Source organism: Rhodanobacter terrae (genome assembly GCF_042657005.1).
GTDB lineage: Bacteria > Pseudomonadota > Gammaproteobacteria > Xanthomonadales > Rhodanobacteraceae > Rhodanobacter > Rhodanobacter terrae.
Genome location: NZ_JBHSNG010000013.1, coordinates 1 through 26093, shown reverse-complemented (window position 1 = coordinate 26093; position 26093 = coordinate 1). Strand labels below are relative to the sequence as shown.

The following is a 26093-nucleotide window of genomic DNA, read 5'->3' as shown; positions in this document are numbered from 1 at the left end:
TGGGCATGATGCCATGAGTGGGGCGCCGAGCGGATCTGCGGCAGTCACGCGGCGTCGCGGCGCTTCAGGTGCACCAGCAGCAGCGAGATCGCCGCGGGTGTGACGCCGCTGACGCGCGCCGCCTGGCCGAGCGTGGCCGGCAGCGTGCGTTTCAGCTTGAGCAGCACTTCGGCGGACAATCCACGCACTTTGTCGTAGTCGAAGCCGGCGGGAATCGCAGTGTGCTCATGCCGGCGCTGGCGCTCGATTTCCTCGCGCTGGCGCTCGAGGTAGCCGGCGTACTTGACCTGCACTTCGACCTGCGCGGCGACGTCGTCGCGTGCCACCGGCGGTCCCAGTCCGGCCACCGAGGTGAGTTGCGCATAATCGAGTTCGGGCCGGCGCAGCAGATCCATCGCATTCGTCTCGCGGCTGACGGTAATGCCGAGTTGGCGCTCGACCGCGGCACCCAGCACGTTGCCCGGTGTAGCCCACAATCCACCCAGGCGTTGCAGCTCGCGTTCGACCGCCTCGCGCTTGGCGCGCAACGCGTCGTAGCGCGCCTGCGGCACCACGCCCAAGGCATGGCCGGTCTCGCTGAGGCGCAGGTCGGCGTTGTCCTCGCGCAAATGCAACCGGTATTCGGCACGCGAGGTGAACATGCGGTACGGCTCTATCGTGCCGTTGCTGGTGAGGTCGTCGATCAGCACGCCGATGTACGCCTCGTCGCGGCGCGGATACCACGGCGCCTTGCCCTGCGCCGCGAGCGCGGCGTTGAGGCCGGCGACCAGGCCTTGTGCGGCGGCCTCCTCGTAGCCGGTGGTGCCGTTGATCTGGCCGGCGAAATACAAGCCGGGAATCGCCTTGGTTTCCAGCCACGGCTGCAGGCCGCGCGGATCGAAATAGTCGTATTCGATCGCGTAGCCGGGACGGGTTATGTGTGCCTTCCCGAATCCCTTGATCGAGTGCACCAAGGCCAGTTGCACGTCGTACGGCAACGAGGTGGAAATGCCGTTCGGGTAGACCTCGAATGTGTCGAGGCCCTCCGGCTCGATGAAGATCTGGTGCGACGACTTGTCGGCGAAGCGCACCACCTTGTCCTCGATCGACGGGCAGTAGCGCGGCCCGACGCCTTCGATCTGCCCGGTGTACAGCGGCGAACGGTCCAGTGCGCCGCGGATCAGTTCATGCGTCTGCTCGGAAGTGTGGGTGATCCAGCAACTGACCTGGCGCGGATGTTCGTCGCGCGTACCGAGGTAGGAGAACACCGGCGCCGGATCGTCGCCAGGCTGCTCCTCGAGGCCGCGGAAGTCGATGCTGCGCAGGTCGATGCGTGGCGGCGTGCCGGTCTTCAGGCGGTCGGCGGCAACCGGCAGCTCGCGCAGCTTCTGCGCCAACGCGCTGGCCGGCGGATCGCCGGCACGACCCCCGGCGTATTGTGCCTGGCCGATGTGGATCTTGCCGGCGAGGAAGGTGCCGGCGGTGAGCACCACCGCATTGGCGCCGAACGACAAGCCCATCTGCGTGACCACGCCGGTGACGCGGCCGTGCTCGATGATCAGGTCGTCCACCGCCTGCTGGAACAGCTGCAGGTTCGGCTCGGTCTCGACGATACAGCGGATCGCCGCCTTGTACAGCGCGCGATCGGCCTGACAGCGGGTGGCGCGCACGGCCGGCCCCTTCGACGCGTTCAACGTGCGCCACTGGATGCCGGCTCGGTCGGCCGCATGCGCCATCGCGCCGCCCAGCGCGTCGATCTCCTTGACCAGGTGGCCTTTGCCGATGCCGCCGATCGCCGGGTTGCAACTCATCTGGCCGATCGTCTCGATGTTGTGGCTGAGCAGCAACGTGCGCGCACCGGCGCGCGCGGCCGCCAGCGCGGCCTCGGTACCGGCATGGCCGCCGCCGATCACGATGACGTCGTACAGAGTGGGGTGGCGCATCGAACTGCCCTGAGCACGCAAAAAGTGACGAAACGGGGCGCTATGGTAACGCCGTCGACCTCATGCCAGCGGGCCGGCCGGACTGGCATGTTTCCTGCTTCACTCCGACAGCACTTTCACGGGCAGACGCTGCGCGACTACGCGCGCCGAGATCGGACGGACAGGGGTTCGATCGCGTACCAGGAAAGGAAGCAAGACGGCACCTCTCGGGGTGCCGTCGCCTTTTGTGGAGTCCGCAGACTTCGCAAAGGCCTAAATGACAAGGCCCCGCAGCTTTGCAGCTGCGGGGCCTTGTGCTGATAGATCTGACGCCCGGCGGTCTCAGGAACAGGGGGAATCCAGGATGACCGTATTGCCGGACGCCAGAAACCGGTAATCGCTGGCGTCAAACTCGGGGCGATGTTCGCCGCAAACGTGTGAACAAAGAGTGACTGAAAAGGAAATTTGTGTCGGGCCTGGGCAGCAGATGACGCATTGCGTCAGTGCTGTGATGGCCACCCTGAATCGACCGCGACGCCCATCACATATTGGCACGGCGGTTGCAACGTTCACGGCAAACCACGATGAAGGGGTATGTCATGGACATGAGCTTCGATTTCCAGCCGGTTTATCCGCACCATGATCTGTTGATCGAGCTGGGTCAGGTCGAGATGGCGATCGACGGCTTGAGCGAGCGCGAGGACAACGAGCGCGGCGCACTGCAGCCCGACCTGGAATCGCGCATGCAGAGCCTGCTCGAAGCGCTCGATCACCTGTCCGTCTGAGCGAAACATCCGTCTCGGCCCACGTAGCGTGCAGCGAGGGGGCATGCCACCACGCGCGGCAGGATGAGGCAACGAGATGTTCCGCGGCGTCGGCGGCGTCGGCGCCTATCAATGATTCAGCACGCTGCCGATGATTTCGGTCAGGTTGCGCGACAGCCCGTCGTGCCGGGCCAGTTCCACGATCGCCGCACGCGCCGCCTCGCGGCGTAACGGCTCCAGCCGCTGCCAGCCGTTGAATGCCGTGGCCAGCCGCGCCGCCACCTGCGGATTCAACGTGTCCAGCTTCGTCAGCCGTTCGGCCAGCAACCGGTAGCCGGCACCGTCGATCCGATGGAATCCGCTCGGGTTGCCGCGCACGAACGCGCCCAGCAAGGCCTGCACCCGGTTCGGATTCTTCAGCGTGAACGCGGCGTCGCGCTCCAGCAGCAGTACACGCTCCAGCGCAGGCTCGCCCGGCAGCTGCGCCTGCACCGCAAACCATTTGTCCAGCGCCAGCGCGTTGTCGGCGTAGCGTTCGCGATAATCGAGCAGCGCCGCTGAAGCCTGTGTGGCATTGCCGCGTACCAGCACGGTCAGTGCAGCCAGCCGGTCGGTCATCCCAGGCGCACTCCGGTACTGGGCGGCGGCCAGCCGACAGGCTTCCGGGCTGTCGAGCAGATACAGCAATTCCAGCGCGCGGCGTTTGAGGCGGCGGCGCGCCTGGCTGAGCGCATCCAGCTCGATGCTGGTATGCGCGGCCAGCGCCTGGTAACGCCGGTGCAAGGCATCGGCGCCCAGCCGTTCGGCCAGTCGCTGCTGCAGGTCCTGGCGCAATTGATGGATGCGTTGCGGATCGATCGCCGTTTCGCGTTCGGCCAGTTCTACTTCGCCCGGCGGGGTCAGCAGGTCGGCCAGCAACGCATCGTCGATAGAAGGGTTGTCGAACAGCGACGCCAGCGCTTCGCACCAGGCATGCAAGGCGTCGGCCGAGGTGTCGTCACGCAGGTTCTCGTAGGCGCGCGCGGCCAGCTGCTGGCCGGCCTCCCAGCGATTGAAGCCGTCGACGTCATGGGCCAACAGCAAGGCCAGCTCGTCCGGCGTGTATTCGCACTCCAGGATCACCGGGGCGGAAAAACCACGCAGCAGGGACGGCACCGGTGCGGTGACGACGTCGGTGAAGACGAAATCCTGTTCGGCCTGGGTCAGCGCCACGACGAGTTCATTAGGGCTCTTGGATGTCTGGCCGTCCAGATGCAGAGGAAGCATGTCGCCATGATGCGTGAACAGCGCCAGCTTGACCGGGATCGGCAGCGGCGGCCGGGACTCCGGTCCTGCAACGTGCTGGGCCAGCGTCAGCGTGTACTCATGCCGGGCGGCATCGTGGCGGCCGCGGGCGCTCAGCCGCGGCGTGCCGGCCTGGCCGTACCAGGCCAGGTAGGGAGTGAGGTCGGTGCCATTGGCGTCGCCCAGTGCGGCGAGGAAATTTTCCAGCGTGGCGGCGCGGCCGTCGTTGCGTTCGAAATAGCGATCCATGCCGCGGCGGAAACCGTTCTTGCCCAGCGCACCGGCCAGCATGCGCACCAGCTCGGCGCCTTTCTCGTACACGGTGGCGGTGTAGAAGTTGTTGATCTCGCTGTACTGGGCCGGACGCACCGGATGCGCCAGCGGGCCGGCGTCCTCGGGAAACTGCGCGCGGCGCAGCAGCGAGACGTCCTCGATGCGTTTCAGCGGCGCGGAGTTCATGTCGGCCGAGAAGCTCTGCTCGCGGAACACCGTGAGACCTTCCTTCAATGACAGCTGGAACCAGTCGCGGCAGGTGACCCGGTTGCCGCTCCAGTTGTGGAAATACTCGTGCGCGACTACCGCCTCGACATGCCGGTATTCGTCGTCGGTGGTCGAGTCCGGGTCGGCCAGCAGGCACTTTGCGTTGAAGATGTTGAGGCCCTTGTTCTCCATCGCGCCCATGTTGAAGTCGTGGGTGGCGACGACGTGGAACACGTCCAGGTCGTAGTTGCGCCCGTACGCCTGCTCATCCCAGCGCATCGAGCGCTCCAGCGCATCCATCGCGTAGTGGCAGCGGTCGATCGCGTCGGCTTCCGCCCAGATCTTCAGCTGCACGGCGCGGCCTTCGGCGGTGACATAGTCGCGTTCGATCTTTTCCAGCCTGCCGGCAACCAGCGCGAACAGATAGCTCGGCTTCGGGTGCGGATCGACGAAGCGCGCCCAGTGCCGGCCGCCTTCCAGTTCGCCGCTGCCGTCGGGATTGCCGCCGGCCAGCAGCACCGGGAAGCGCGCACGGTCGGCGCGCAAGGTGACGCTGTAGCGAGACTGCACATCGGGCCGGTCGGTGAAGAAGGTGATGTGGCGGAAGCCCTCGGCCTCGCATTGGGTCAGCAGGAAGCCGGCTTCGCGCGAGCCGGACAGATACAAGCCTTCCAGCGCGGTGTTCGCCGCCGGACGCAGCCGCACGCGGGTTTCCAGCACGCTGCCGTCACGGGCGCCATCCACTTCCAGCCCATTGCCGGCATAGCGATACGCGGTGGCGGGCAACTGGCGACCGTCGAGAGCGATCGACAGCAGCTGCAGGTTCTCGCCGTCCAGCCGCAGAGGCGCGTTCTGCGATGGATCGCGACGCAGCAGCAGGCGTGCCGACAATTCACTGGCATCGATGCCGAGATCGAAATCCAGCTCGACTGTCTCCACGCGCCAGGCGGGCGCGCGGTAATCACTGAGGCGTATCAATGCGGTGGATTGCTCTGGAAGTGCATGCATGGCGAAACGATAACGATGGGGGCTGGGGATTGATCAGGTTAACATGGGGTGCTTTCAACAGCAGGAGAACTCCATGGTGGCATCGAGCGCGGCGCGCTACGGCGCGGAACGGGCCCAACTGGGCGACCAGGCCATCGTGGTGCTGACCAACAGCACCGACCACCGACGCGTGCGCATTGCCCTGCACGGCGCGGCGCTGCTCAGTTTCGAGGTGCCGTTCGAGGGAGGCATGCACGACCTCGCCGACGGTTATCGCGATGCGGCCGAGATCGTCGCCGGTCAGGGTTCCCGCTACGCGATCATGGCGCCGTTTGCCGGCCGCATCGCCGACGCGCGCTACACCTTCGATGGCCGGCCGGAAGATCTGCAGCCCGGCGTCGTCGGCGCCACGCGGGGGTGCCGGCATGGCTTCCTGCGCAACGTGGATTTCGACATCGACACGCTGGCCGCCGACGACCACGGCGCAAAGGTCACGTTGAGTACCGCGGCGATCCGCCCGCAGCCGGGCTATCCGCATGCGATCGACCTCAGCGTGACCTTCATGCTGGACGCCGGCGGGATCACGCTGGAAGCGCGGATGCGCAACGTCGGCGCCAGCGCCGCGCCGTGCTTCTTCGGCTGGCACCCCTACTTCCGATTGGCCGGCGACCTGGTCGACGGCTGGCAGTTGCAGATTCCCGCACAGACCCTGATCCGCACCGACGCCAACCTGATCGCACTGCCCGGCGCCGCAGCGTACGTGGCGCTGGACGACGCGCCGGCGCTGGATTTCCGCGAGCCGCGCCGGCTCGGCGACAGCATCCTCGATCAGGGCTATACCGATCTGGACGTCGAGGCGGACGGCCGCATCCGCACCCGCCTGCGCGATCCTTCCCGGGGCTTCGGCATCGCGGTGTGGCAGGAGCATGGCGTGATGCACGCGTTCACCGCCGACACGGTGAGCCGCGACGTGCGCAAGGCGATCGCGCTGGAGCCGATGGAGTGCATGGCCGATGCGTACAACCGGCCCGAATGCGCCGAGGCGATCCGGCTGGAGCCCGGCGCCGAACGCCGTTTCCGCTGTGGCGTGGAGGTCGAGCTGTCATGAGTGCGCAGCCCGTGGATACGGCGAGGGACGTGCTGCCCGGCGTCGAACAGATCCGCGATGCCGCCGCGCGCATCGCGCCGCATGCGCGAGTGACTCCGGTATTGCGCAGCACGGCGCTGGATGCGCTGAGCGGCGCCGAGCTGTACTTCAAGTGCGAGAACCTGCAGCGCGGCGGCGCGTTCAAGTTCCGTGGCGCCTGCAATGCGGTGTGGTCGCTGAGTGACGAACAGGCCGCGCGCGGCGTGGTCACGCATTCGTCCGGCAACCACGGCAATGCGCTGGCCTTGGCCGCGGCCACACGCGGCATCGCCGCGCATGTGGTGGTGCCCGAAGGCGCGGTGCGGGCCAAGGTCGAAGCGATCGAACGCGCCGGCGCGATCCTGCACCGCTGCGCGCCGACCCAGGCCGCCCGCGAGGCCATGGCTGCCGACGTGCAGCGCACTACCGGTGCGGTGATGGTGCATCCGTATGCCGATACCCGGGTGATGGCAGGACAGGGCACGCTGGCGCTGGAGCTGCTGCGGCAGGCGGACGGGTTGCATGCGCTGATCACCCCGGTCGGCGGCGGCGGCCTGGCCAGCGGCGTGGCGATCGCCGCGCATGCGATCGATCCCGCGCTGGCCTTGTTCGGCGCCGAGCCGCAAGGCGCCGACGATGCGGCTCGATCGCTGGCGCACGCTGCGCGCGTGACCACGGTGGTGCCCGACACGATCTGCGATGGCCTGCGTGCGCTGATCGGGGAGCGCAATCTCGATGCGCTGCGCATGCATGGGGTCGAGGTGATCACCGTCAGCGACGCGGAAACCGTCGCGGCGATGCAGCTGCTGTGGTCGGAGCTCAAGCAGGTAGTCGAGGTATCCAGCGCCACCGTGCTGGCGGCGATCCTCAGGCAGCGCGAGCGGTTCGCCGGGCGCCGCATCGGCGTGGTGCTGAGCGGCGGCAACGTGGATCTGCAAGCGTTGCCCTGGCGCGACGCCGGTTAGCCCAGTGCCGCCTCGGTTTGCGGGGTATTGCTGCCGGCCGATGGCGGTTCGACGGCAACCTCGGCTGGCGGCTCGTGTATGAACGCATGCAGATCCAGCTGGCTGACCGGGATCGGACGGTAGTCTTCGCCGAACGCCACCTCGCCCGGCCTCCAGCCCTCGATGCGGCGCACCGCACCCCAGAAACGCTTCAGCGCCGCCCAGTGCAGGCCGACCAGGCCGTAGTTGTTGTCGGCATCGACCACCGGATCGCCCACGCCGGTCGGCCGCGGCGCCATGCCGTACAGCGCCGTGCCGAACAGCACGTCCCAGATCGAGAGCACCTGGCCGTAATTGCAGATGTGCAGGGTCGGCCGCTGGGGATCGACCAGCATGTGGTGCAGGCGGTGGAACTTAGGATCGACGAACACCCGCTCGAACACCTTGCCGAAGCCGATGCGCGTGTTGGTGTGCGAGAGGTTCTGCACCAGTTCGCCGATCAGCATCAGCCACGCGAACTGGTCCGGATCCACGCCGATCACCAGGCCCACCACGGCCAGGATCATCGACTGGATGAAACCGTCCACGAGACTGCCGCGGTCGTTGGTCCAGCAGCTCATCTGGCGCGTGCTGTGATGCATGCTGTGCAGTGCCCACCACCACGGGATCGCGTGCTGGGTGCGGTGCATCCAGTAGTACACGAAGTCGTAGACCACGTAGTACGCCGCGAACAGCACGAACGGATGCTGGTTGAACCACGGCACCCAGTGCGTCAGCGCCAGCGGCGAGCCGGTGCTCGAAGTGGCGCTGTCGGCACCGCCGAACAGATGGCTGAACGGGGTCAGCACCAGATAGGTGAACAACGGGAAGATGCCGAGCAGCATCAGCAGCGTGTAGTTGCGATCGACCAGGGTCAGCCGGCGATCCGACCATTTCTCGGCGGGGAACCAGGTTTCCAGTGGACGGAAGATGAATCCGATGATGCACACCTGCAGCGTCGCGATCAGCAGCGAGGCGGCGATGTCGTTCGGGTCGCCGGCCAGGCCGTCCAGATGCAGCACGGCGAGCAGCGGCACGACCGCGTGAGCACTCAGCCAGCTGACCCAGTGAGCCCACATTTGGGATAAATCGAACATCGGCGTTTCTTCGGCTTCGGCAGCTGTGCATCATATCGCCACGCGAAAGGCCGCGTGCTGAATGGCTGTCAGGGGCGGCGCCGCGCGCCCACTCCGCTCACCGCGATCAGCCCCAGCAGCACCAGCGCGATGCCGAGCACTTCCATCAGGGTCGGCTGCTCGTGCAGGATCAGCCACGCCAGCAGCACGCTGACCATGGGCACGCCGAGGCTGCACAGACTGGCCACCGTGGTGGGCAGGCGCTGCAGCACGATGGACCACAGCCACCATGCCAGGCTGGACGCGAGCACCACGCTATAGGCCAGTGCGCCGATGAACGCCCAGTTCCAGTCGATCGGGCGTTGCGGCACGACCAGTGCGACGGCGGCGAGCGCCGCGCCACCGGCCAGCATCTGCCACGCGGTGAGGCTGAGCACCGAGAACGTCTGCTGGCGGAACAGCCGCTTGCTCAACACCGTACCGGCCGCCCACGCCAGGCCGCCGGCAATCGCCAAGGTGGTGCTCAGCACGCTGCCCATGCCATGCCACGGCTCGATGATGCACAGCAGGCCCAGTGCGGCCAGCGCCAGACCGAACCAGTGCCGCCGATGGGGCCGTTCACCCAGCAGCAGCCATGCCAGCAGCACGGCCCAGAACGGCATGGTGTAGGCCAGCAAGGCCACGTGGCCGGCACCGCCGTCAAGCAGCGCCCATTGTTCCAGCCCCTGGAACGCGGCGGTCTGGCACAGCCCGATCAGAATCGTCGGCAACAGCGGCGGCGGCCGCATCGACTGCCGCGAGATCAACAATGCCGCGAACAACACCGCCGCGCCAAGCAGGTAGCGCAGCGCGGCAAAGTTGAACGGCCCCGCATGCGCCAGCACCTGCTTCATGACTACCCAGCTGTAGGCCCAGACCAGGATAGTGACGATCAGCGCGAGCACCGCGCCGCGTCGTGGCGATGAGGAAGGCGACATGCGGGAACCCGCGGTAAAGGGGCGACAAGTTTAGCGGTGTCGGCTACGTTGTGCCGGCGCGCTCATCCATCCCGTTGCCCCACCCATCCTGTGCCTCTCATGACCAAGACATCCGACCCGACACGCTGCCACTGGGCCACCGGCAGCGATGCATTGATGTGCGATTACCACGACACCGAATGGGGCGTGCCGCTGCACGATGACCACGCCCTGTTCGAGTTTCTGTGCCTGGAGGGCGCGCAGGCCGGGCTGTCCTGGCGCACTGTGCTGGCCAAGCGCGAGAACTATCGCAAGGCGTTCCACAACTTCGAGATCGCCAGCGTCGCTGCGATGAAGGATCGCGAACTGGAAAAATTGCTGCTCGATCCCGGCATCATCCGCAACCGGCTGAAGGTGACCGCCACGCGCGACAATGCGATCGCCGCGCTCGAGGCGATCGAGGAGTTCGGCAGTCTGGACGTCTATCTGTGGTCGTTCGTCGACGGCAAGCCCCTGGTCAATCACTGGCGCGACAAGGGAAGGGTGCCGGCCAGCACGCCGCTATCCGATCGCATGAGCAAGGAGCTGAAGAAGCGCGGCTTTCGTTTCGTCGGCACCACGATCTGCTATTCGCTGCTGCAGGCGACCGGAATGATCAACGATCATCTGGTGGGATGTTTCCGGCACAAGGTCTGCGTGGGCAAATAGGGTGCCGTCAACGTCGTGGGAAGAGTCGGCCCAGCTGCTGAGCGTGCTTGCTGCTACTCCATGCGCCGTTCCCTGAGATTCCCCATGTCCATCATCAACCGCCAGCTCTGCCTGAAAACCCGCCCCGAAGGCCTGGTGCAGCGCGGGAATTTCGATCTGGTGGAAGAGGTCGTACCCGAACCTAAGGACGGCGAAGTACCGCTGCGCATGCTGTACATGTCGAGGGACCGACCGAGCGCGTGTGGATTCGTGACATCCCGCGATACCCGCCACCGCTGGCGATCGGTGAGGTGATGCGTGCGCTCGGCCTGGGCCGCGTGGTGCAGTCGCGCTCGACGCCGTACCAGGTAGGCGGCCTGGTACAGGGTGTCGCTGGCTGGCAGGACTATCTGGTCCTGCACGAGCGCGCCAAGGACTATGTGCGCCTGCCCGACGATCCCGGCATTCCGCTGCCCGCCCTGCTCGGCGCCTGCGGCATGAGCGGCGTCACCGCCTACTACGGACTCACCGACATCGCCCCGTTGCGGGCCGGTGAAACCCTGGTGGTTTCCGCCGCGGCCGGCCCGGTTGGTTCCATCGTCGGACAGATCGACAAGATCATGGGCGCGCGCCTGGTCGGCGGCGCCGAAAGTGCCGTTACCAGATCGACGAACTGCGTTTCGATGCTGCCGTCGATTACAAGGCTGCGGACTTCACGCACCAGCTCAGGACGGCCACGCCCGATGGCATGCACGTGAACTTCGAGAACGTGGGCGGCGAGGTGGACGGGGTCAGAGAGGCGTTCGTCTCGACCCTAACCGGCCGGTGGCAGGGGTCTGCTTCCTGTAAGCATGGTCAACGACAGGTGCGCGTCGGTTATCGGTCCAACTTGAACATCGCCGGCGGCAATCAATGCCAAGACCGCTTCCTGTATGGCGGCCAGGCTCGTATAGCGTGGCTGGTAACCGAGGCGACGGCGTGCCTTCTCCATCGACATGCACGAGCTACGCGCGATGTGTTCCCAGGCCTGCTCCGCCTGTTCGCGGGTCTGCCCGGCCTTCCATTCGTCGAAAGGCTGGAAGCGGATCTTCGGCTCCCGTCCGAACCAGCGGAACATGGCCTCGGCGTAACCACGCAGATTCAATGCCTTCTCCGCGACGACATTGAAGGCCTCCCCGACGGACGCGGACCGGTTGGCCACGGCACGCATGACGAATTGCGCGATGTCATCCGCGTGCACGTGATGGAGCGTTTCCAGCCCGTAGTTCGGCAGCGAGATTTCCTCGCCGCGCGCCATCCGCGAGAACACCTCCACGTCGACGTTGCCGTACGGACCAATGGGCGTCCAGCCCGGCCCGACGATGTGGCCCGGCCGAAACACCGTGGCCGGGAAACCGGTGCGGCGAGACTCGTGCAACAGCCACGCCTCGATGGCCGCCTTGTTGATGCCGTATTCGCCGAAGGGATTCGGCGGGTCGTCTTCATCCGCCGGGATGGCCGCGTTATGGCCGTACACCCAGATGGTTCCGCAATGCAGGAAATGTTCGACCTTCCCGCGCAGCGCATGCACCAGGCTCTGCGTGCTGGGCAGGTCGAACGAGATCAGGTCGACGACGATGTCGGGGCGGAGTTCGACCACGCACGAGGCGAACCTTCCCGATCGTTCTTCGGCCATGCGGTCCAGCGTGACCTGTTCCACGGATCGCCAGGCCGGATGCGGGCGGTACTTGCCGGATTGGTCGCGGCTGATATTGACCACGTCGTGCCCGTGTTCCACCAGCGCGGGGATCAGATAGGCACCGATGTGTCCGCTGCCTCCGATGACGATGATTCGAGACATGGATCCTCCAGGTAGCCAGGCAAGGTAGCGCTGTCAAGGTGAGCCGCCGTCGTCCGTCACCGGCCTCCTGCGCCCGCTGGATCATCGCGCAATCGCAACGGCAAATGGCAGTTGCCGCCGAGCTCGGGCAGGTCGTCCGGCCGGTCGCCGCGCCGGGCCGGAACAGGCCTCCGCCGCCACCGCCACTTCCGGCCTTGAGCGTCATGGGCCGCGTGCGGCGGAAGGATGGCGGGCGGCTGTTCCGATCCTCGCGCGATCCACAGGCCTCGAACACCCAAATGCTGCGACGCAACCAGACCGCTGCCGACAGGGTCGAGCGAACCAGGCATATGACGCGTTTTATCCGCTACTTGCATGCTTGCTTCCCTTGATTTATTGCATGCTGCTTTGCAAGTTGACACCGGTGACAATGAATCCCAATCTGGTGCCGTTCCGGTGCGGGGAGGCACATTGAACCTGACGATCACTCATTCAGAGCTACCGGCGCGCGTCCCGGCGATGCCATTTCTGGCAGCCGACGTGGGCGGGACGTTTGCCCGCGTCGCGTTGATGCAGATGTCCGCCGACGAGGGGCGCGAGGTCGCCGTGCTTGCCTATCGCAAGCTCGCCTGCGCGCAGTTCGACGGACTGGCCGAGCTGTTGCAATCGTTCGTGGACAGCGACGTGCGAACCAGCGTGCGCCATTGCGTACTCGCCTGTGCCGGGCACGTGGCGGGCGACGAGGTGTTGAACGACAACTCGCCCTGGCCGATCCACCTGGCGCAGCTGCGCCAGGCGCTGGCGTTGGACGAGGTTGCCGTCCTCAATGACTTCGAGGCCCTGGGATACGCGCTCGGCAACGGGCCGACCGGTGGCTCCCGGCTGCTATGCGGACCGACCATGCGAACCGATGGCCCGGTGCTGGTGATCGGGCCGGGAACCGGCCTGGGCGCGGCCGTGCGCTTGCCCGCCGCGGCAGGCGGCCACGTGCTGGCGACCGAAGCCGGCCAGATGGATTTCGCACCCGGTTCGGTGCGCGAACGCGAGGTGCTTGCCTGCCTGGCGCCACACGGCGGCTACGTGGCGTATGAACGCATCGTGTCCGGTCCCGGCCTGCTGACTACGTATGGAGCCCTGTGCGCCTTGCGAGGCGAAACGCCGCGGCTGGCCACGCCCGAGGAAATCACCGCCGCGGCCGCGGCCTGCAGTGACGCGCAGGCGGTGGAAACCGTGCAGATCTTTTGCGCGTCGCTCGGAAGTTTCGCCGGGAGCCTGGCGATGACCTTCATGACCACCGGTGGCGTGTATCTGGCCGGTGGCTTCCTGCATTCCATGTTCACGTTGCTCGAGCACAGCGCGTTCGAAGAGCGGTTCCTGCACGGACGCAGCGTGCGCGCATTCCTTTCGCAGGTTCCGGTGTGGGTCACCGAACACGGCCGCCACGGCGTGCTCGGTGCGGCCCAGTGGTATCTCAGGCGTGGCGTGCCCCAGGCGGCGCGGCAGGCATCAACCTAAGAGGTAAGGCACATGTCCACCCTACATCGCAGACACCCCTTGTCATTGGCCGTATCGATGTCCTTGCTGGCGGCGGTGGCGACCTCGGCGGCGGCATCCCCGCGCACGGGCACGCCGGTGGATGCCGCTGGTCCGCAGACCGCCGCGCCGCAAGACGCGTCGGCAACGTCCTCGCCCGATGCAAGCAAAGTCGAGCCCAAGAAAAAGAGCGGTACGGCAGACAAGGACGCGAAGAATGCGGTCGCGTTGTCTGCCGTCACCGTCGTCGGCGTACGCGCCTCGCAGATGCGCGCGATCGAACTGAAGCGCCAGGCGCCGGGCATCCAGGACAGCATCACGGCCGAGAGCATCGGCCAGTTGCCCGACGTGACCATCACCGATGCCTTGCAACGCGTCACCGGCGTGCAGATCAACCGCGACGCCGGCGTGGGCACCACGGTCGACGTGCGCGGCCTGCCCGAGGTGGGCACGATGCTGAACGGTGAATCGTTCATCACCGCCGATCAGATCGACTCGCAACAGCCCGACTTCACCATGCTGCCCGCCACGCTGTTCCACGGCGTGGACGTGATCAAGTCGCCCACCGCCAGCACCACCGACGGCGGCATCAGCGGCGCGCTCGACCTGCACACCTATCGCCCGTGGGACCTACCCAGCGGCTTCACCTACAGCTACTCCGCCGACGGGGAACGCGGGCGCAGCAGCAGCAAGTGGGGACCGGAAGCCAATGGCCTGGTCTCCTACAACGCCGATGGCCACTGGGGTCTGCTGGTTTCCGCCGACTATTCCGACACCACGCGGTCGAATTCGAACGAGGGTCTCGACCAGTACGGCGTGGTCCTGAACGGTGAAAACGCGGCCAGCGCGGGCGGCTACAACGGCTTCCTGACGCCGTGGAACGGCGCGCCGATTCCGTCGCAGATCGTGCAGAACCCCGACGGCAGCGTCGACGTCAATGGCGACGGCAAATCCAACGGGGTATTCATGGGCAGCCAGAACATCGGCCTGTACGACATCACCACCCAGCGCAAGCGCAAGTCAGGCAGCGCCTCGTTCCAGATGGACCTGGGCAGCGGATTCACCTTCACCAGCGACTACTTCTACGCGCAACAGAAGCAGTTCGACCGCAACGTCGGCATCCAGATCAACTCCACCAACTGGCAGGGCGCGACTTACGTGCCGCTGCAGTCGCGCGACACCGGCAGCCCGGTGGCCGGCTCCTACGGCACGCCCGAGCCGGGCTGGGACGGCACGCACCTGTACACCACCCAGGTCTACCAAAAGTGGCCGGGCGACGTGGAATCGTTCTCGCAGGTCACGCGGAAGGACTCCACCGCGAAGAATTTCAACGCCCAGCTGGATTTCGACGACGGCGGGCCCTTCACGGCAGGCATTCGCGGCATCCACGATACCGCGCGCCAGTCGAACGTGGAGACCGACGTCAATATCTCCAATTCCGATGGCGGCCTGTGGTCCAACGTGCTGATGGACGGCGTACCCGACTCCGCCGTGCCGCCCGGCACCTACGTCTTTCCCGACCAGCTCGGCGGCAACCGCGTCTTCAACGCCAACGGCATGCCCCAGAATACGGTTCCGATCGTCGCCGACCTGCGCGGCCGCTACCTGACGGTGGGCTTGCCCTCGTCGCTGGCCAACCAGTTCGCCGACCCCAATGGCTGGACGATGAAGACGCTGGAGTCTTCCGGCGACTACGACCGCAAGGTCGCCCTCAACGTGCTTCGGCTCGATGGGCACTACGACTTCGGCGACGGCATCAAGCTGGATTTCGGCGCGCGCAACAGCATCCGCCATGCCGACAACATCGGCTACACGCTGGTCACCCCGGTCTACGCCGGCATGGGCGCCAGCGACCCGAACGGTTGCCTGGTGCGTTACGTGGGCGCGGACGTGGTGCTGAACAGCGGCTCGTGCACCGCGGGCAATGCACAGGGGTATTTCCGCGCCGGCCCCATATCGGCGCTGCAGATTCCGAACGCGCCCGGGCCGCTGTCCAACAACTGGAAGAAGTACACCAACCTGCTCGGCTCGGGGATCACCTTCTGGGCGATCGATCCGCATGCCATGGACAACCCCGAGGCCTACTGGAAATCGCTCTATCCGCAGACCCAGCGGCAGGGCGAGCCCGGCACCACCTGGGCGGTGGGCATCAAGGAAACCTCGGCCTACCTGCAGGCCGATTTCGACGGCAGCCTGGGCAGCATGCCGTACAGCGCCAACGTCGGCATGCGCGTGATCCGCACCAACCTGGGCATCACCCAGCGTCTCACCGGCGCCCCGGGCGCCTACGGCACCGAGCCGGCCGATATCGGCGCCCAGATTACGCAACGCAGCTACAAGGACTATCTGCCGGCGGCCAACTTCGCGCTGGATCTCACCGACAGCCTGAAGTTCCGCCTCGCCTACTCCAAGAACATGATGCCGCTTGACCTCAGCACCTGGGGCGGCGGGCTACAGCTGAACTATTCGCTGGTGGAGACCCCGCAGGGGCCGCTGTTCCGCGTGGCGGCCGGCAGCTCCAGCGGCAACCCCAAGCTCGACCCGTGGCGTTCGAAGAACTACAACGCCTCGCTCGAGTACTACATCAACCCTACCAGCATGCTCAGCCTCGCGTTCTTCCGCATCAACGTGCAGAGCTTCATCAAGAGCGGCAGCGTCATCGATTGCACCTTGCCGGACGAGGATGGCGTCGTGCGCAATCACTGCGTCACCATTAGCGAGCCGATCCAGGGCACCGGCAACAGCATCCACGGCATGGAGTTCGACTACCGCCAGGGCTTCACCTTCCTGCCCGGCATCCTGTCCAAGACCGGCATGGAGATCAACGCGACCTACGCGCCGAGCAACTCGGGAGCCACCGACCTGGCCGGGCACAAGATCCCATTCCAGGACAATTCGACCAAGTCCGGCAACTTCATCCTGTGGTACCAGGACGACCGCTTCCAGGCCCGCCTCGCCTACAACTACCGCTCGCGACGCGCCGTGTCGGAAGACGTGGGCGGCATCAGCGGCATGGAGATGTACGAGGCGCCGCAGAAGTATCTGGACGCATCGGTCTCGTACAAGATCGCCAAGTCGGCCGAGCTGTTCGTGGACGGCACCAACCTCACCAACGAGTACCAGCGCTACTACCTGGTGTGGCCCGACCAGCCGGCGCATTCGAACTTCTCCGAACGCATGTTCATGGTCGGTATCCGCGGGCAGTGGTGACGGAAAGGGGCCCGGAAGCATGTCACGCGCGACAGGCTTCCGGATGATCGCCTTCGCTTCCGCCGTTGCTTCGAGTCCACCACGGGTCGAGGCTGACGCGTGCCGCGTGCGCCAGGCGGCCTGCCAGCAGGCTAGCCTTCACGCACTTCTCCCATTCGTTCCGACCGCGTCCCACGACGAAGGCTGACATGCAGGATCAAACCCGAGCATCCACCCGCGGCAGCAGCTTCCATCGCTCGATCGGCCTGTTCACCGGCACCGCGATCAACATGACCCAGATGTGCGGCATCGGGCCGTTCATCACCATCCCGATCATGGTCGCCACCATGGGCGGGCCGCAGGCGGTGATCGGCTGGATCGTGGGCGCCATCCTGGCGGTGGCCGACGGCATGGTCTGGGCGGAACTGGGCGCGGCCATGCCCGGCTCCGGCGGTACCTACGTCTACCTGCGCGAAGCCTTCCAATACCGCACCGGCAAGCTGATGCCGTTCCTGTTCATCTGGACGGTGCTGCTGACGATCCCCTTGCTGATGTCCACCGGCATCATCGGCATGGTCGAGTACCTTGGGTTCTTTTTTCCGCATCTGAGCTGGTGGGAGGTGCACCTGATCAGCCTGGCGGCGACCGCGCTGGTCACCTTGTTGCTGTACCGGCGGATCGAGTCGATTCGCGTGATCACCATCGCGCTGTGGGTAATCATGCTGCTTTCCGTCATCGGGGTATCGGCGGCGGGCTTCTCGGATTTTCACCCGGCCTACGCCTTCACCTATCCGCAAGGCATGTTCGGTGGAAAGTTCTTCGTGGGCCTCGGCGCCGGGCTGATCATCGGCATCTACGACTACCTCGGCTACTTCACCACCGCCTACATGGGCGACGAGCTGCGCGACCCGGGCCGCACCATGCCCGGCTCCATCATCATCTCGGTAATCGCGATGATGTTCGTCTACCTGATCCTCAACATCAGCGTGCTCGGCGTGGCGCCGTGGCAGGAGATCGCCCACTCCACCTCGGTGGCGTCGCTGGTGGTGGAGCACAGCTGGGGCCACACGGCGGCCGCGGTGATGACCCTCCTGATCATCGTGACGGCGTTCGCCTCGGTGTTCGCCGGCCTGCTCGGCGGTTCGCGCGTGCCGTTCCAGGCGGCGCACGAAAAAGTGTTCCTGTCGGTGTTCGGCAAGCTGCATGCGAAGCACGGCTTTCCGCACGTGGCGCTGCTCACGATGGGCGTGCTGACGGCCGTCGGCACGTTCTTCGACCTGACCGAAGTCATCAACATGCTGCTGGCCGCCACCATCATCGTGCAGTTCATCGCGCAGATCGCCGCGCTGGTGGTGCTGCGCCAACGCCAACCGGGGCTGCACCGGCCGTACCGGCAATGGCTGTATCCGGTGCCGTGCGTGATCGCGCTGGTGGGCTGGATCTACGTCTATGTTTCGGCGTCCACCTTGTCGCTGATTCTGTCCGGCATCTGGATCGTGGCCGGCCTGGTGGTATTCGCGATCTGGGCGAAGGTCAACCGCTCCTGGCCGTTCGCGCCACTGGAAATCCGTGAAGCCTATCTCGAGAAGGACTGACGCCATGCGCATCCTGGCCAAAACATTGTTCGTGACCATGACAGCGCTGGCGGCTGCGACGGTCGCTCTGCCCGCTCGCGCCGGCACCGCCTTCGCGCCCACGCGGGTGGACGGTGGTGCCGGCACCACCACCGCCGTGGCCGGCTGGCAGATCCAGGCCAGCGACAAGGCGCAGGAAAGTGGCGCCGAGATTTCCTCTGCCGGATATTCCACCCAAGGCTGGTACCCGGTCAGCGGCCGCGCCACGGTGATGGCGGGCCTGCTGGAGAACGGCAAGTACCAGGACGTGTTCTACAGCGACAACCTGCGCGCCGTGCAGGCGCCCGATGCCAGCGGCAGCCTGTTCGTGAACGCCTGGTGGTATCGCACCGAGTTCAGCCTGCCCGCGGCGAAGCATGGACGGCACACCCTACTGCGCACCAACGGCATGATCGCCAGCGCCGATGTGTGGGTGAACGGGCACTTGGTCGCGGACCAGGCCAGCGTCGCAGGCGCCTATCCCGTGCACGAGCTCGACGTGACGCCATGGGTGCATGCCGGCTCCAACATCCTCGCACTGCGCGTGCATCCGGCCGATCCGCGGCGGAGCCTGTCGATCGGCTGGGTCGACTGGAACCCCACGCCGCCGGACAACAACATGGGCCCGTGGCGCGGCGTGGACATCGTGCAGAGCGGACCGGTACAGCTGCGCTTTGCGCACGTGATGCCGGCGCTGTCGCTGCCCGATCTCGCGCATGCCGCGCTGAACGTGAAGGTGGAAGCGCGCAACCTCGATGCGGTGGCGCACGAGGCAACCATCACGGGCGTGGTGGCCGGCGTTTCGCTGCAGCGGACGATCCACCTCGCCGCCGGCGAAACGCAGACCGTCTCGTTTACGCCCAGCACCGATCCGGCTCTCGAGCTCAGCCATCCCAACGTCTGGTGGCCGATCGGCATGGGCGCCCACCCGCTGTACTCGCTGCAGCTGGCCGCCAGCGTCGATGGCGCGACCTCCGACAAAGCTGGCGCCATGTTCGGCATCCGCAGCGTCAGCTCCCGGCTGACCAAGCAGGGTTATCGCCAGTTCCTCGTCAACGGCATGCCGATCCTGATCCGCGGCGGCGGCTGGGCGCCGGACATGTTCCTGCGCGACGATCCGGCACGGATGGAGGCCGAGTTCAGCTACGTCCGCAACCTCGGGCTCAACACCATCCGCAGCGAAGGCAAGCTGGAAAACGCTCGCTTCTACGAGCTCGCCGACCGCGACGGCATCATGATCCTGGCCGGCTGGGAATGCTGCGACAAATGGGAGTCGGCGGCGAAGACCGGCGGCGCGCCGTGGGATGCGACGGACATGAAAGTGGCGCAGGCCTCGGTGGCCAGCGAAGCGCGCCTGCTGCGCAACCATCCGTCGGTGATCGGCTTCCTGATCGGCAGCGACAATGCGCCGCCACCGGCGCTCGCGAAGATGTACGTCGACACCTTGAAAGCGGAGGACTGGCCCGCGCCGATCATCGCGGCAGCGGTGGCCCAGGCCACCGCCGAGACCGGGCCGTCCGGCATGAAGATGACCGGGCCCTACGCCTGGGTGCCGCCCTCCTACTGGTACGCCGATAAGCTCGGCGGTGCGTTCGGCTTCAATTCCGAAACCAGTGCGGGCGCCGACATCCCGCGGCTGGAAGACCTCACCCGCATGCTGTCGCCGCAGGAACAGGAAGCGCTGTGGAAGCACCCCGAGCTGCGGCAGTACCACGCCGCCGCGGACTGGTCGACCTTCGCCAGCATCGCCCCATTCGCCACGGCGCTGGCCAAACGCTATGGCGCGCCGAAGAGCCTCGCCGACTACGTGGCCAAGGCCCAGCTCGACAACTACGACAACACCCGCGCGCAATTCGAGGCATACAACGCGCACCGGGACGCGGCCAACCCCTCGACCGGCGTGATCTACTGGATGCTCAACAACGCCTGGCCGTCGCTGCACTGGCATCTGTACGACTACTACATGAATCCCGCCGGCGCCTACTTCGGCGCCAGGAAGGCCAACGAGCCGGAGCATATCCAGTACTCGTACGACACCCGCGCGGTGGTGCTGGTCAACCAGACGCTCATCGACGAGCACGGCCTGCAGGCGCGCATCCGCGTGCGCAACCTGGACGGCAGCGTGCGTTACGAGCGGCGCGTGCAGCACATCGACCTGGCCGGCAACGGCACGCGGCAAGTGGCGACCTTGCCGGCGCCGGCCGGGCTGTCGCCGACGTACTTCGTCGAACTCGAGCTTGCTTCCGCCGATGACCGCCCGATCAGCCGCAACGTGTACTGGCTCTCCACGCAAGCGGACACGCTCGACTGGGCGCATTCGAACTGGTACCTCACGCCGGTGACGCACTACGCGGACCTCACCGCGTTGCAGTCCCTGCCGGCGGTGACCAGCGAGGTGCGCGCGTCGATGCGGCATGTGGGAGCGGAAGAAACGGTCAGCGTGACCCTGACGATGCCTGCGTCGGCCAGGGGCGTGGCGTTGTTCCAGCACCTGTCGATCCGCCAGGCCGCTGGTGGCAAACTGGTGCTTCCTATCCTGTGGAGCGACAACGACGTGACGCTGTGGCCGGGCGAATCGCTGACCGTGACGGCGCGCCATGCAGGGCAGGGGGGCGCGGCGCCTGTCGTCGAGGTCAGTGGGTGGAACGCGCCCACGCGCAGCTTCCCGATCGTCGTCGAAGAAGGCGTGACTGCTGCGCAAGGAACGAAGCATTGAACCAGGACAGACCCGCATGACGCGCGTGACCATCACCGACGTCGCCCGTGCCGTCGGCACATCGAAGAAGACCATCTCGCGGGTGCTCAACAACGATCCGAACGTGAGCGCCTCCATGCGCCAGAGCGTGCTGGCCGCGATCTCGGAGCTCAACTACCGGCCGCTCACCTCGGCGCGCAGCCTGGCCACCAATCGCTCCTTCATGATCGGCCTGCTGTACGACAACCGCTCGCCCAGCTACATCATGGAAGTGCAGGCCGGCGTGCTGGAGGCGTGCGAGGCGCAGCACTACAGCATGATGGTGCAGCCGCTGGTGTCCACCGCGGCGGACTTCGTCGAGCGCGTCGAGGACATCCTATCGCGGCAACGGCCCGATGGGCTGATCCTCACGCCGCCGCTCACCGATCACCCGCAGTTGCTCGATTGCCTGCACCGGAATGGCGTGCCGTTCGCCTCGATCGCGCCGCGCCACCCCGAGGGTTGCATCGGCGTGATGCTGCGCGAGCGCGAAGCCGCCGCGGCGATGGTGGAGCACCTGGTGTCACTGGGCCATCGACGCATCGCGCACATTCTCGGCGACCCCGAACACGGCGCCGGCGTCTGGCGCCTGGCCGGCTACCGCGACGGCCTCGAGCGCGCGGGATTGAAGGAAGACCCCGCCTACATGGTGCAGGGCCGGTTCTCCTTCGAGTCCGGCGTGGCGGCCATGCGCCAGCTGCTGGCCTTGCCGCTGCGGCCGACCGCCGTGTTCGCCGGCGATGACGACATGGCCGTCGGTGCGATCTGGGCGGCCGCGGAGGCGGGGGTGTCGATCCCGCGCGACATCTCCATCTGCGGCTTCGACGACACGACCATCGCGACGCAGGTGTGGCCGCCGCTCACCACCGTCCATCAGCCCGTGCGCGAGATGGGCCGTCGCGCGACCCAGGAGCTGCTGCTGCGCGTACTGAACAAGGGCGAGGCCAGGATGGTCGAGGTCGACTACAAGATGCGCATCCGGGCCTCGACGGCGCCCATCTCGTAGCCCGGTCGCTTTACCATCCGGAAAGGCCCCCGCAGGGTGTCCTTCGGCCGTACCCGTCACCGATCCACAGGAGAGTGCCCGCATGCCCGCCCACGACGCCGCCACGCCGGCCCGGAAGTTCCACTTCATTTCCGGGCTGCCACGCTCGGGCAGCACGCTGCTGGCCGCCATCCTCAACCAGAACCCGCGGTTCCGGGCCGGCATGACCAGCCCGTTGGCCGACATCATGGGCATGGTGATCGCCGAGGCCAGCAGCAAGAACGATTTTTCCTTCGACGTCTCCGACGAGCAGCGCGTCGCGATGCTGCGCGGCCTGGTCGAAAACTTCCATGCGGTGCACGCCGATGCCGGCGTCGTGTTCGATACCAGCCGGCTGTGGTGCAGCCGGATGCCGTTGCTGGAAACGCTGTTCCCCGAAGCGAAGGTCATCGCGTGCGTGCGCCAGTTGTCCTGGGTGCTGGACAGCATGGAACGGCTGGTGCGCCGGCAACCGGTCGGCGTCAGCAAGGTGTTCCGCTTCGACACCAACACCACGGTGTACTCCCGCGTCGAGGCGCTGACCGATCCGCGCGGCATGGTGGGCTTCGCCTTCCAGGCGACCAAGGACGCGTTCTACGGCCAATACGCCCCCGGCCACCTGCTGCTGCTGACCTACGAAAGCCTGGTGCGCAATCCCTCGGCCGCCATGCGCGCGGTCTACCAGTTCATCGGCGAACCCTGGTTCGAACACGACTTCGAAAACATCGCCTTCCAGGCTGACGAGTTCGACGCTCGCGTCGGCATGCCCGGGCTGCACACCGTGCGCCCGAAGGTGGAACCGGTCGAGCGCACCTCGATCCTGCCGCGCGAAATCTTTGCGCGCTTCGTCAACGAGTCGTTCTGGATGGATCCGAAGAACAATGTTAGTCAGGTGCCGATCGTTTAGGCGGCACTACCGCTTGTAGAGCAAGAGCGTTTCGTCCTCCTGCGGAGGGCGAGTAACTTTTCTCTGCGTGGCCAGAGAAAAGTCACCAAAAGAGAGGCCACCCTCCTCGGCGCTTGCCGGGCTTCGCCCGACAAGGCCGTGAGCCGCGGCCGGGCTTTTCGACAGGACTCCTGTCCTGACGAAAAGGCGCCGGCATCCATGCCGACGCCCCTGCGGGCCTGTCGTCCACGAATCACTGCCTCACAAGGGGTTGAAGATCAAAGGCAACAGCAACAGCAACGGCAATCAAAAACGGGGTGAGGTTCTCCACCTTGTCATGGACGACGGCGATAGCCACAAACCTGTCTTGACACCCCTCCAGGCAGTAGCAGACCCGAATACAAGGAGCGTAGAAACTCCTCGAACAGCGGTCCCCACCTCCGTCAAACTGGTGGGTTTTTTTTGCTCGTATATCCGACGTCACACTGTCGATCATGGGCGATGCCATCGTCCGCGACGTGGAAAAGCTGCGCGACATCATGAGCGATGTACATGGGCGGCGGCTGGAGCCATCGCACGTGACGAAACCCGGTGTGCGCGAAGAGTGGGCCAACTACGGCGGACTCCCCCCGTACTTATGCCCAGGCACTTGAAGGCGCCCTTTGTCATGGCCCCGCGGCTGGATAGATGGCCAGAAGCAAGCTGAAAGCGAGCACTACTGGCTTCAGCGGTTCACGCCAAGGACTGCAAAAAGCCTCTGGTCGAAGATCAACAAGGCAAAGGCCGAGGCGTTGATCTCGGCCGGAAGGATGCAGCCCAGCGGGCTTCGCGAAATCGATCGTGCCAAGCACGATGGGCGCTGGGAAGCTGCCTATTCATCTGCAAGCACATCGACGGTGCCTGACGATCTGCAGCAGGCTCTCGACATGAATCCGAAGGTCAAGCAGTTCTTTGCGACCCTCGATAGCCAGAACCGGTACGCCATTCTTTTTAGGATCCAGAACGTGAAACGCGCTGAAACGCGTGCAAGGAAGATTTTCCAATTCATCGACATGCCGAGTCGCGGCGAAAAAATCCATCCGTAGCGCAAGCCGGCCTGACAAGGTGCTGCATCGAAACGACTTGGCGCCTGCTTCGCTCGTCATCCAATTCCCCTGACGCCCACTGACAGGGCGTGCAAGCGAAATCATCCGTGAGTTTCACTGCGCCAGAATCTCGTCGGTAAACAGGAAGGCCGGCTTGCCCGCGCCCTCATGGCCGACAGGAAGCAATCCGTAGTTCTGCGCGGTGACGCGCAGGTAGCGGGCAGTCACCGCGGCGGTGGCGTCTAAGCGCACGGTGCGGATCAGCTAGGTGACTCGCGAGGGCAACGGCGATGACGCTGTCAATTTACTACTAAAAAGACTATGTTTTAGTAATAAAGTGATAGGTGAACTATGAAACTCCCGATGGCGCCCCCTGCATTTGGCGACCTGTTTGACAGGTTCGATATCCGCAAAATCCTTCGCGCCAAGCCGGGTCCGGAGGTAAAGGGACGGTACGAGCATTGGGATCAGCTACGCCATCTGACGCCTCCTGAAGGCCTGACGTCCGAGGAGTGGTGGCTGGGCATCAAAATGGCCCGCCGCGGGTTGCGCCAGGAAATGCCCGTGAAAGACAAGACAGGCAATCCATTTGCCGTGGTCCTGAGCGACAGCATACAGCGGAAATTGTTCTTGATTGGACGCGATGCCGCTGGTGCTCTTCGTGGCCAGGATGCCACCCAGTCGGAGGTCACTCGGGAACACTACCTCGTTCGGTCGTTGATGGAGGAGGCAATGACTTCCTCGCAGCTGGAAGGGGCGGCGACGACCACCCAGGTTGCAAAAGACATGCTTCGAAGTGGAAGAGAACCACGTGATTACGGCGAACGCATGATCTTCAACAACTATATGGCCATGCGCGAGCTGAAAAAATGGCGGCAGCAGCCCCTGACGCCCGAGGCCATTTTTGAAATTCACCGCACGCTGGCAGATGGAACACTTGACGACGAAGGGTGTGCGGGAAGATTCCGCTTGCCCTCGGAAGACATCGTAATCGAGGATGAGACCGGCCGCGTTCTTCATGTGCCACCGCCTGCCAGGGAGCTGCAACAACGAATGCGGTCCTTGTGCGATTTCGCGAATCAGTCAGATGATGGTGAGCACTTCGTGCATCCCGTGGTGCGAGCGATCTTGATTCACTTTCAAATTGGCTACGACCATCCTTTTGTGGACGGGAACGGCAGGACGGCTAGAACGCTCTTTTATTGGTCTCTTCTGAGGTCAGGCTTCTGGATGGCAGAGTATTTGTCGATCTCAACCATTTTGAAGCGGGCTCCCGCCCAATATATGCGGTCGTACTTGTACACGGAGACGGACGATGCGGACACAACCTACTTTGTGGCTCATCAGCTGGATGTCCTTCTCGAAGCAATCGATGGTGTACATCGGTACATCATGCGGAAGCAAAAGGAGCAGGCAGCAGCGGCGGCATTGCTGAAACCTGGCAGTCCACTGGCTCTTCAGATCAACCACAGACAAAGGGCGCTTCTGTTGAACGCCCTCAAAAATCCAAAGAAAGTTTTTACCATCGAAATGCACCGGAGGAGCCACGGCACGTCGTATCAAACGGCAAGAGCCGATTTGCTTTCGCTGAGTGAGGGGGGATTCCTGCACCAGTTTCGTGAGGGAAAGGCTTTCGTGTTTGCTTCGGCACCGGATCTCGAAAAGCGACTGCGTGTTTAGCAAAGCGCTTGCCCGAGTGACGCTCCGCCGGACCTCAGGTGTGTCCCCATTCGGGACACGACGCGCAACGCCCCTTAACGGGCCGCTGACGAAAGAAACGGAGCCAGGCTGGAGTTACCAGTGTCCGCTCTTGGCGCCGAAACCCGTCGTCAAAACGATTCCTGATTCCCCACATCACGCATCCAACGTTGCGAGCCGATAACTCAGCGGCGGCGTCCGCGCGGCAGCGACGATGAGCCGCGGCACCAGGGCGGCCAAGTCGAAGCGACGATTGAAGCGGTAACAG

General features: G+C 65.3%; 18 protein-coding genes and 2 pseudogenes. 13 read left to right on the top strand and 7 right to left on the bottom strand.

Features of this window, described 5'->3' with window-relative positions:
* Positions 1–44: 44 nt before the first annotated feature.
* Positions 45–1922, bottom strand: coding sequence for a tRNA uridine-5-carboxymethylaminomethyl(34) synthesis enzyme MnmG (gene mnmG, locus ACFPPB_RS12775; protein ID WP_377327643.1), 1878 nt, complete (start codon positions 1920–1922; stop codon positions 45–47).
* 563 nt (positions 1923–2485) lie between these two features.
* Here mnmG and ACFPPB_RS12770 point away from each other — a divergent pair.
* Positions 2486–2686, top strand: a complete 201-nt coding sequence (locus ACFPPB_RS12770) for a hypothetical protein (protein WP_377327641.1) — start codon at positions 2486–2488, stop codon at positions 2684–2686.
* A gap of 108 nt (positions 2687–2794) precedes the next feature.
* Here ACFPPB_RS12770 and pepN read toward each other — a convergent pair whose 3' ends face one another.
* Positions 2795–5437 (bottom strand): aminopeptidase N, encoded by a 2643-nt coding sequence (gene pepN / locus ACFPPB_RS12765; RefSeq protein ID WP_377327639.1) that lies wholly within the window; start codon positions 5435–5437, stop codon positions 2795–2797.
* 73 nt (positions 5438–5510) lie between these two features.
* Between pepN and ACFPPB_RS12760 the strand changes: the two genes are divergently transcribed.
* Positions 5511–6524, top strand: a complete 1014-nt coding sequence (locus ACFPPB_RS12760; protein WP_377327637.1) for an aldose 1-epimerase — start codon at positions 5511–5513, stop codon at positions 6522–6524.
* Positions 6521–7507, top strand: coding sequence for a pyridoxal-phosphate dependent enzyme (locus ACFPPB_RS12755; RefSeq protein WP_377327635.1), 987 nt, complete (start codon positions 6521–6523; stop codon positions 7505–7507). The genes ACFPPB_RS12760 and ACFPPB_RS12755 overlap by 4 nt, the downstream gene beginning before the upstream one ends.
* Here ACFPPB_RS12755 and ACFPPB_RS12750 read toward each other — a convergent pair.
* Both ACFPPB_RS12750 and ACFPPB_RS12745 read right to left on the bottom strand, forming a co-directional pair.
* A complete protein-coding gene (locus ACFPPB_RS12750; protein WP_377327633.1) occupies positions 7504–8622 on the bottom strand; it encodes a sterol desaturase family protein in 1119 nt (372 codons plus the stop codon). The two genes, ACFPPB_RS12755 and ACFPPB_RS12750, sit on opposite strands and share 4 nt — an antisense overlap.
* Before the next feature lie 68 nt (positions 8623–8690).
* Entirely contained in the window at positions 8691–9578 is an 888-nt protein-coding gene (locus ACFPPB_RS12745; RefSeq protein ID WP_377327631.1) for a DMT family transporter, read from the bottom strand.
* A gap of 99 nt (positions 9579–9677) precedes the next feature.
* On the opposite strand from ACFPPB_RS12745, the gene ACFPPB_RS12740 reads away from it, so the two are divergent.
* On the top strand, positions 9678–10265 hold the full coding sequence (locus tag ACFPPB_RS12740; RefSeq protein ID WP_377327629.1) for a DNA-3-methyladenine glycosylase I: 588 nt from the start codon (positions 9678–9680) through the stop codon (positions 10263–10265).
* Between the two features lie 60 nt (positions 10266–10325).
* Positions 10326–11002 (top strand): annotated as a pseudogene (locus tag ACFPPB_RS12735) (hypothetical protein).
* 56 nt (positions 11003–11058) lie between these two features.
* On the opposite strand, the gene ACFPPB_RS12730 reads toward ACFPPB_RS12735, so the two are convergent.
* Complete coding sequence (locus tag ACFPPB_RS12730; protein WP_377327627.1) at positions 11059–12084, bottom strand: NAD-dependent epimerase/dehydratase family protein; 1026 nt, start codon at positions 12082–12084, stop codon at positions 11059–11061.
* 498 nt (positions 12085–12582) lie between these two features.
* On the opposite strand from ACFPPB_RS12730, the gene ACFPPB_RS12725 reads away from it, so the two are divergent.
* The 7 genes from ACFPPB_RS12725 (at position 12583) to ACFPPB_RS12695 (ending at position 24127) form a co-directional block, all read left to right on the top strand.
* A complete protein-coding gene (locus tag ACFPPB_RS12725) occupies positions 12583–13578 on the top strand; it encodes a glucokinase (RefSeq protein WP_377327625.1) in 996 nt (331 codons plus the stop codon).
* A 12-nt stretch (positions 13579–13590) separates the two neighbouring features.
* Positions 13591–16806: a TonB-dependent receptor gene (locus tag ACFPPB_RS12720; protein ID WP_377327623.1), complete on the top strand. Its 3216-nt coding sequence runs from the start codon at positions 13591–13593 to the stop codon at positions 16804–16806.
* Between the two features lie 188 nt (positions 16807–16994).
* On the top strand, positions 16995–18380 hold the full coding sequence (locus ACFPPB_RS12715) for an APC family permease (protein ID WP_377327621.1): 1386 nt from the start codon (positions 16995–16997) through the stop codon (positions 18378–18380).
* 4 nt (positions 18381–18384) lie between these two features.
* Positions 18385–21114: a glycosyl hydrolase 2 galactose-binding domain-containing protein gene (locus ACFPPB_RS12710; RefSeq protein ID WP_377327619.1), complete on the top strand. Its 2730-nt coding sequence runs from the start codon at positions 18385–18387 to the stop codon at positions 21112–21114.
* A gap of 16 nt (positions 21115–21130) precedes the next feature.
* Entirely contained in the window at positions 21131–22138 is a 1008-nt protein-coding gene (locus tag ACFPPB_RS12705) for a LacI family DNA-binding transcriptional regulator (RefSeq protein WP_377327617.1), read from the top strand.
* 82 nt (positions 22139–22220) lie between these two features.
* Positions 22221–23063, top strand: coding sequence for a sulfotransferase family protein (locus ACFPPB_RS12700; protein ID WP_377327615.1), 843 nt, complete (start codon positions 22221–22223; stop codon positions 23061–23063).
* A 641-nt stretch (positions 23064–23704) separates the two neighbouring features.
* Entirely contained in the window at positions 23705–24127 is a 423-nt protein-coding gene (locus tag ACFPPB_RS12695) for a YdeI/OmpD-associated family protein (protein ID WP_377327613.1), read from the top strand.
* A 114-nt stretch (positions 24128–24241) separates the two neighbouring features.
* On the opposite strand, the gene ACFPPB_RS12690 is transcribed toward ACFPPB_RS12695, so the two are convergent.
* Entirely contained in the window at positions 24242–24379 is a 138-nt protein-coding gene (locus ACFPPB_RS12690; protein ID WP_377327611.1) for a hypothetical protein, read from the bottom strand.
* A 99-nt stretch (positions 24380–24478) separates the two neighbouring features.
* Here ACFPPB_RS12690 and ACFPPB_RS12685 point away from each other — a divergent pair, with 99 nt between their 5' ends.
* Positions 24479–25807, top strand: coding sequence for a Fic family protein (locus ACFPPB_RS12685; protein ID WP_377327609.1), 1329 nt, complete (start codon positions 24479–24481; stop codon positions 25805–25807).
* 174 nt (positions 25808–25981) lie between these two features.
* On the opposite strand, the pseudogene ACFPPB_RS12680 reads toward ACFPPB_RS12685, so the two are convergent.
* Positions 25982–26093: pseudogene (locus ACFPPB_RS12680) on the bottom strand (IS1595 family transposase); the annotation flags it as partial.

Bases quoted from the DNA above. Each gene is read 5' to 3' on its own strand.
- ACFPPB_RS12740 (WP_377327629.1), top strand. From the start codon at position 9,678: ATGACCAAGACATCCGACCCGACACGCTGCCACTGGGCCACCGGCAGC.
- ACFPPB_RS12685 (WP_377327609.1), top strand. From the start codon at position 24,479: ATGAAACTCCCGATGGCGCCCCCTGCATTTGGCGACCTGTTTGACAGG.
- ACFPPB_RS12755 (WP_377327635.1), top strand. From the start codon at position 6,521: ATGAGTGCGCAGCCCGTGGATACGGCGAGGGACGTGCTGCCCGGCGTC.
- ACFPPB_RS12750 (WP_377327633.1), bottom strand. From the start codon at position 8,622: ATGTTCGATTTATCCCAAATGTGGGCTCACTGGGTCAGCTGGCTGAGT.
- ACFPPB_RS12745 (WP_377327631.1), bottom strand. From the start codon at position 9,578: ATGTCGCCTTCCTCATCGCCACGACGCGGCGCGGTGCTCGCGCTGATC.
- ACFPPB_RS12725 (WP_377327625.1), top strand. From the start codon at position 12,583: ATGCCATTTCTGGCAGCCGACGTGGGCGGGACGTTTGCCCGCGTCGCG.
- mnmG (WP_377327643.1), bottom strand. From the start codon at position 1,922: ATGCGCCACCCCACTCTGTACGACGTCATCGTGATCGGCGGCGGCCAT.
- pepN (WP_377327639.1), bottom strand. From the start codon at position 5,437: ATGCATGCACTTCCAGAGCAATCCACCGCATTGATACGCCTCAGTGAT.
- ACFPPB_RS12770 (WP_377327641.1), top strand. From the start codon at position 2,486: ATGAAGGGGTATGTCATGGACATGAGCTTCGATTTCCAGCCGGTTTAT.
- ACFPPB_RS12705 (WP_377327617.1), top strand. From the start codon at position 21,131: ATGACGCGCGTGACCATCACCGACGTCGCCCGTGCCGTCGGCACATCG.
- ACFPPB_RS12720 (WP_377327623.1), top strand. From the start codon at position 13,591: ATGTCCACCCTACATCGCAGACACCCCTTGTCATTGGCCGTATCGATG.
- ACFPPB_RS12700 (WP_377327615.1), top strand. From the start codon at position 22,221: ATGCCCGCCCACGACGCCGCCACGCCGGCCCGGAAGTTCCACTTCATT.
- ACFPPB_RS12730 (WP_377327627.1), bottom strand. From the start codon at position 12,084: ATGTCTCGAATCATCGTCATCGGAGGCAGCGGACACATCGGTGCCTAT.
- ACFPPB_RS12715 (WP_377327621.1), top strand. From the start codon at position 16,995: ATGCAGGATCAAACCCGAGCATCCACCCGCGGCAGCAGCTTCCATCGC.
- ACFPPB_RS12760 (WP_377327637.1), top strand. From the start codon at position 5,511: ATGGTGGCATCGAGCGCGGCGCGCTACGGCGCGGAACGGGCCCAACTG.
- ACFPPB_RS12710 (WP_377327619.1), top strand. From the start codon at position 18,385: ATGCGCATCCTGGCCAAAACATTGTTCGTGACCATGACAGCGCTGGCG.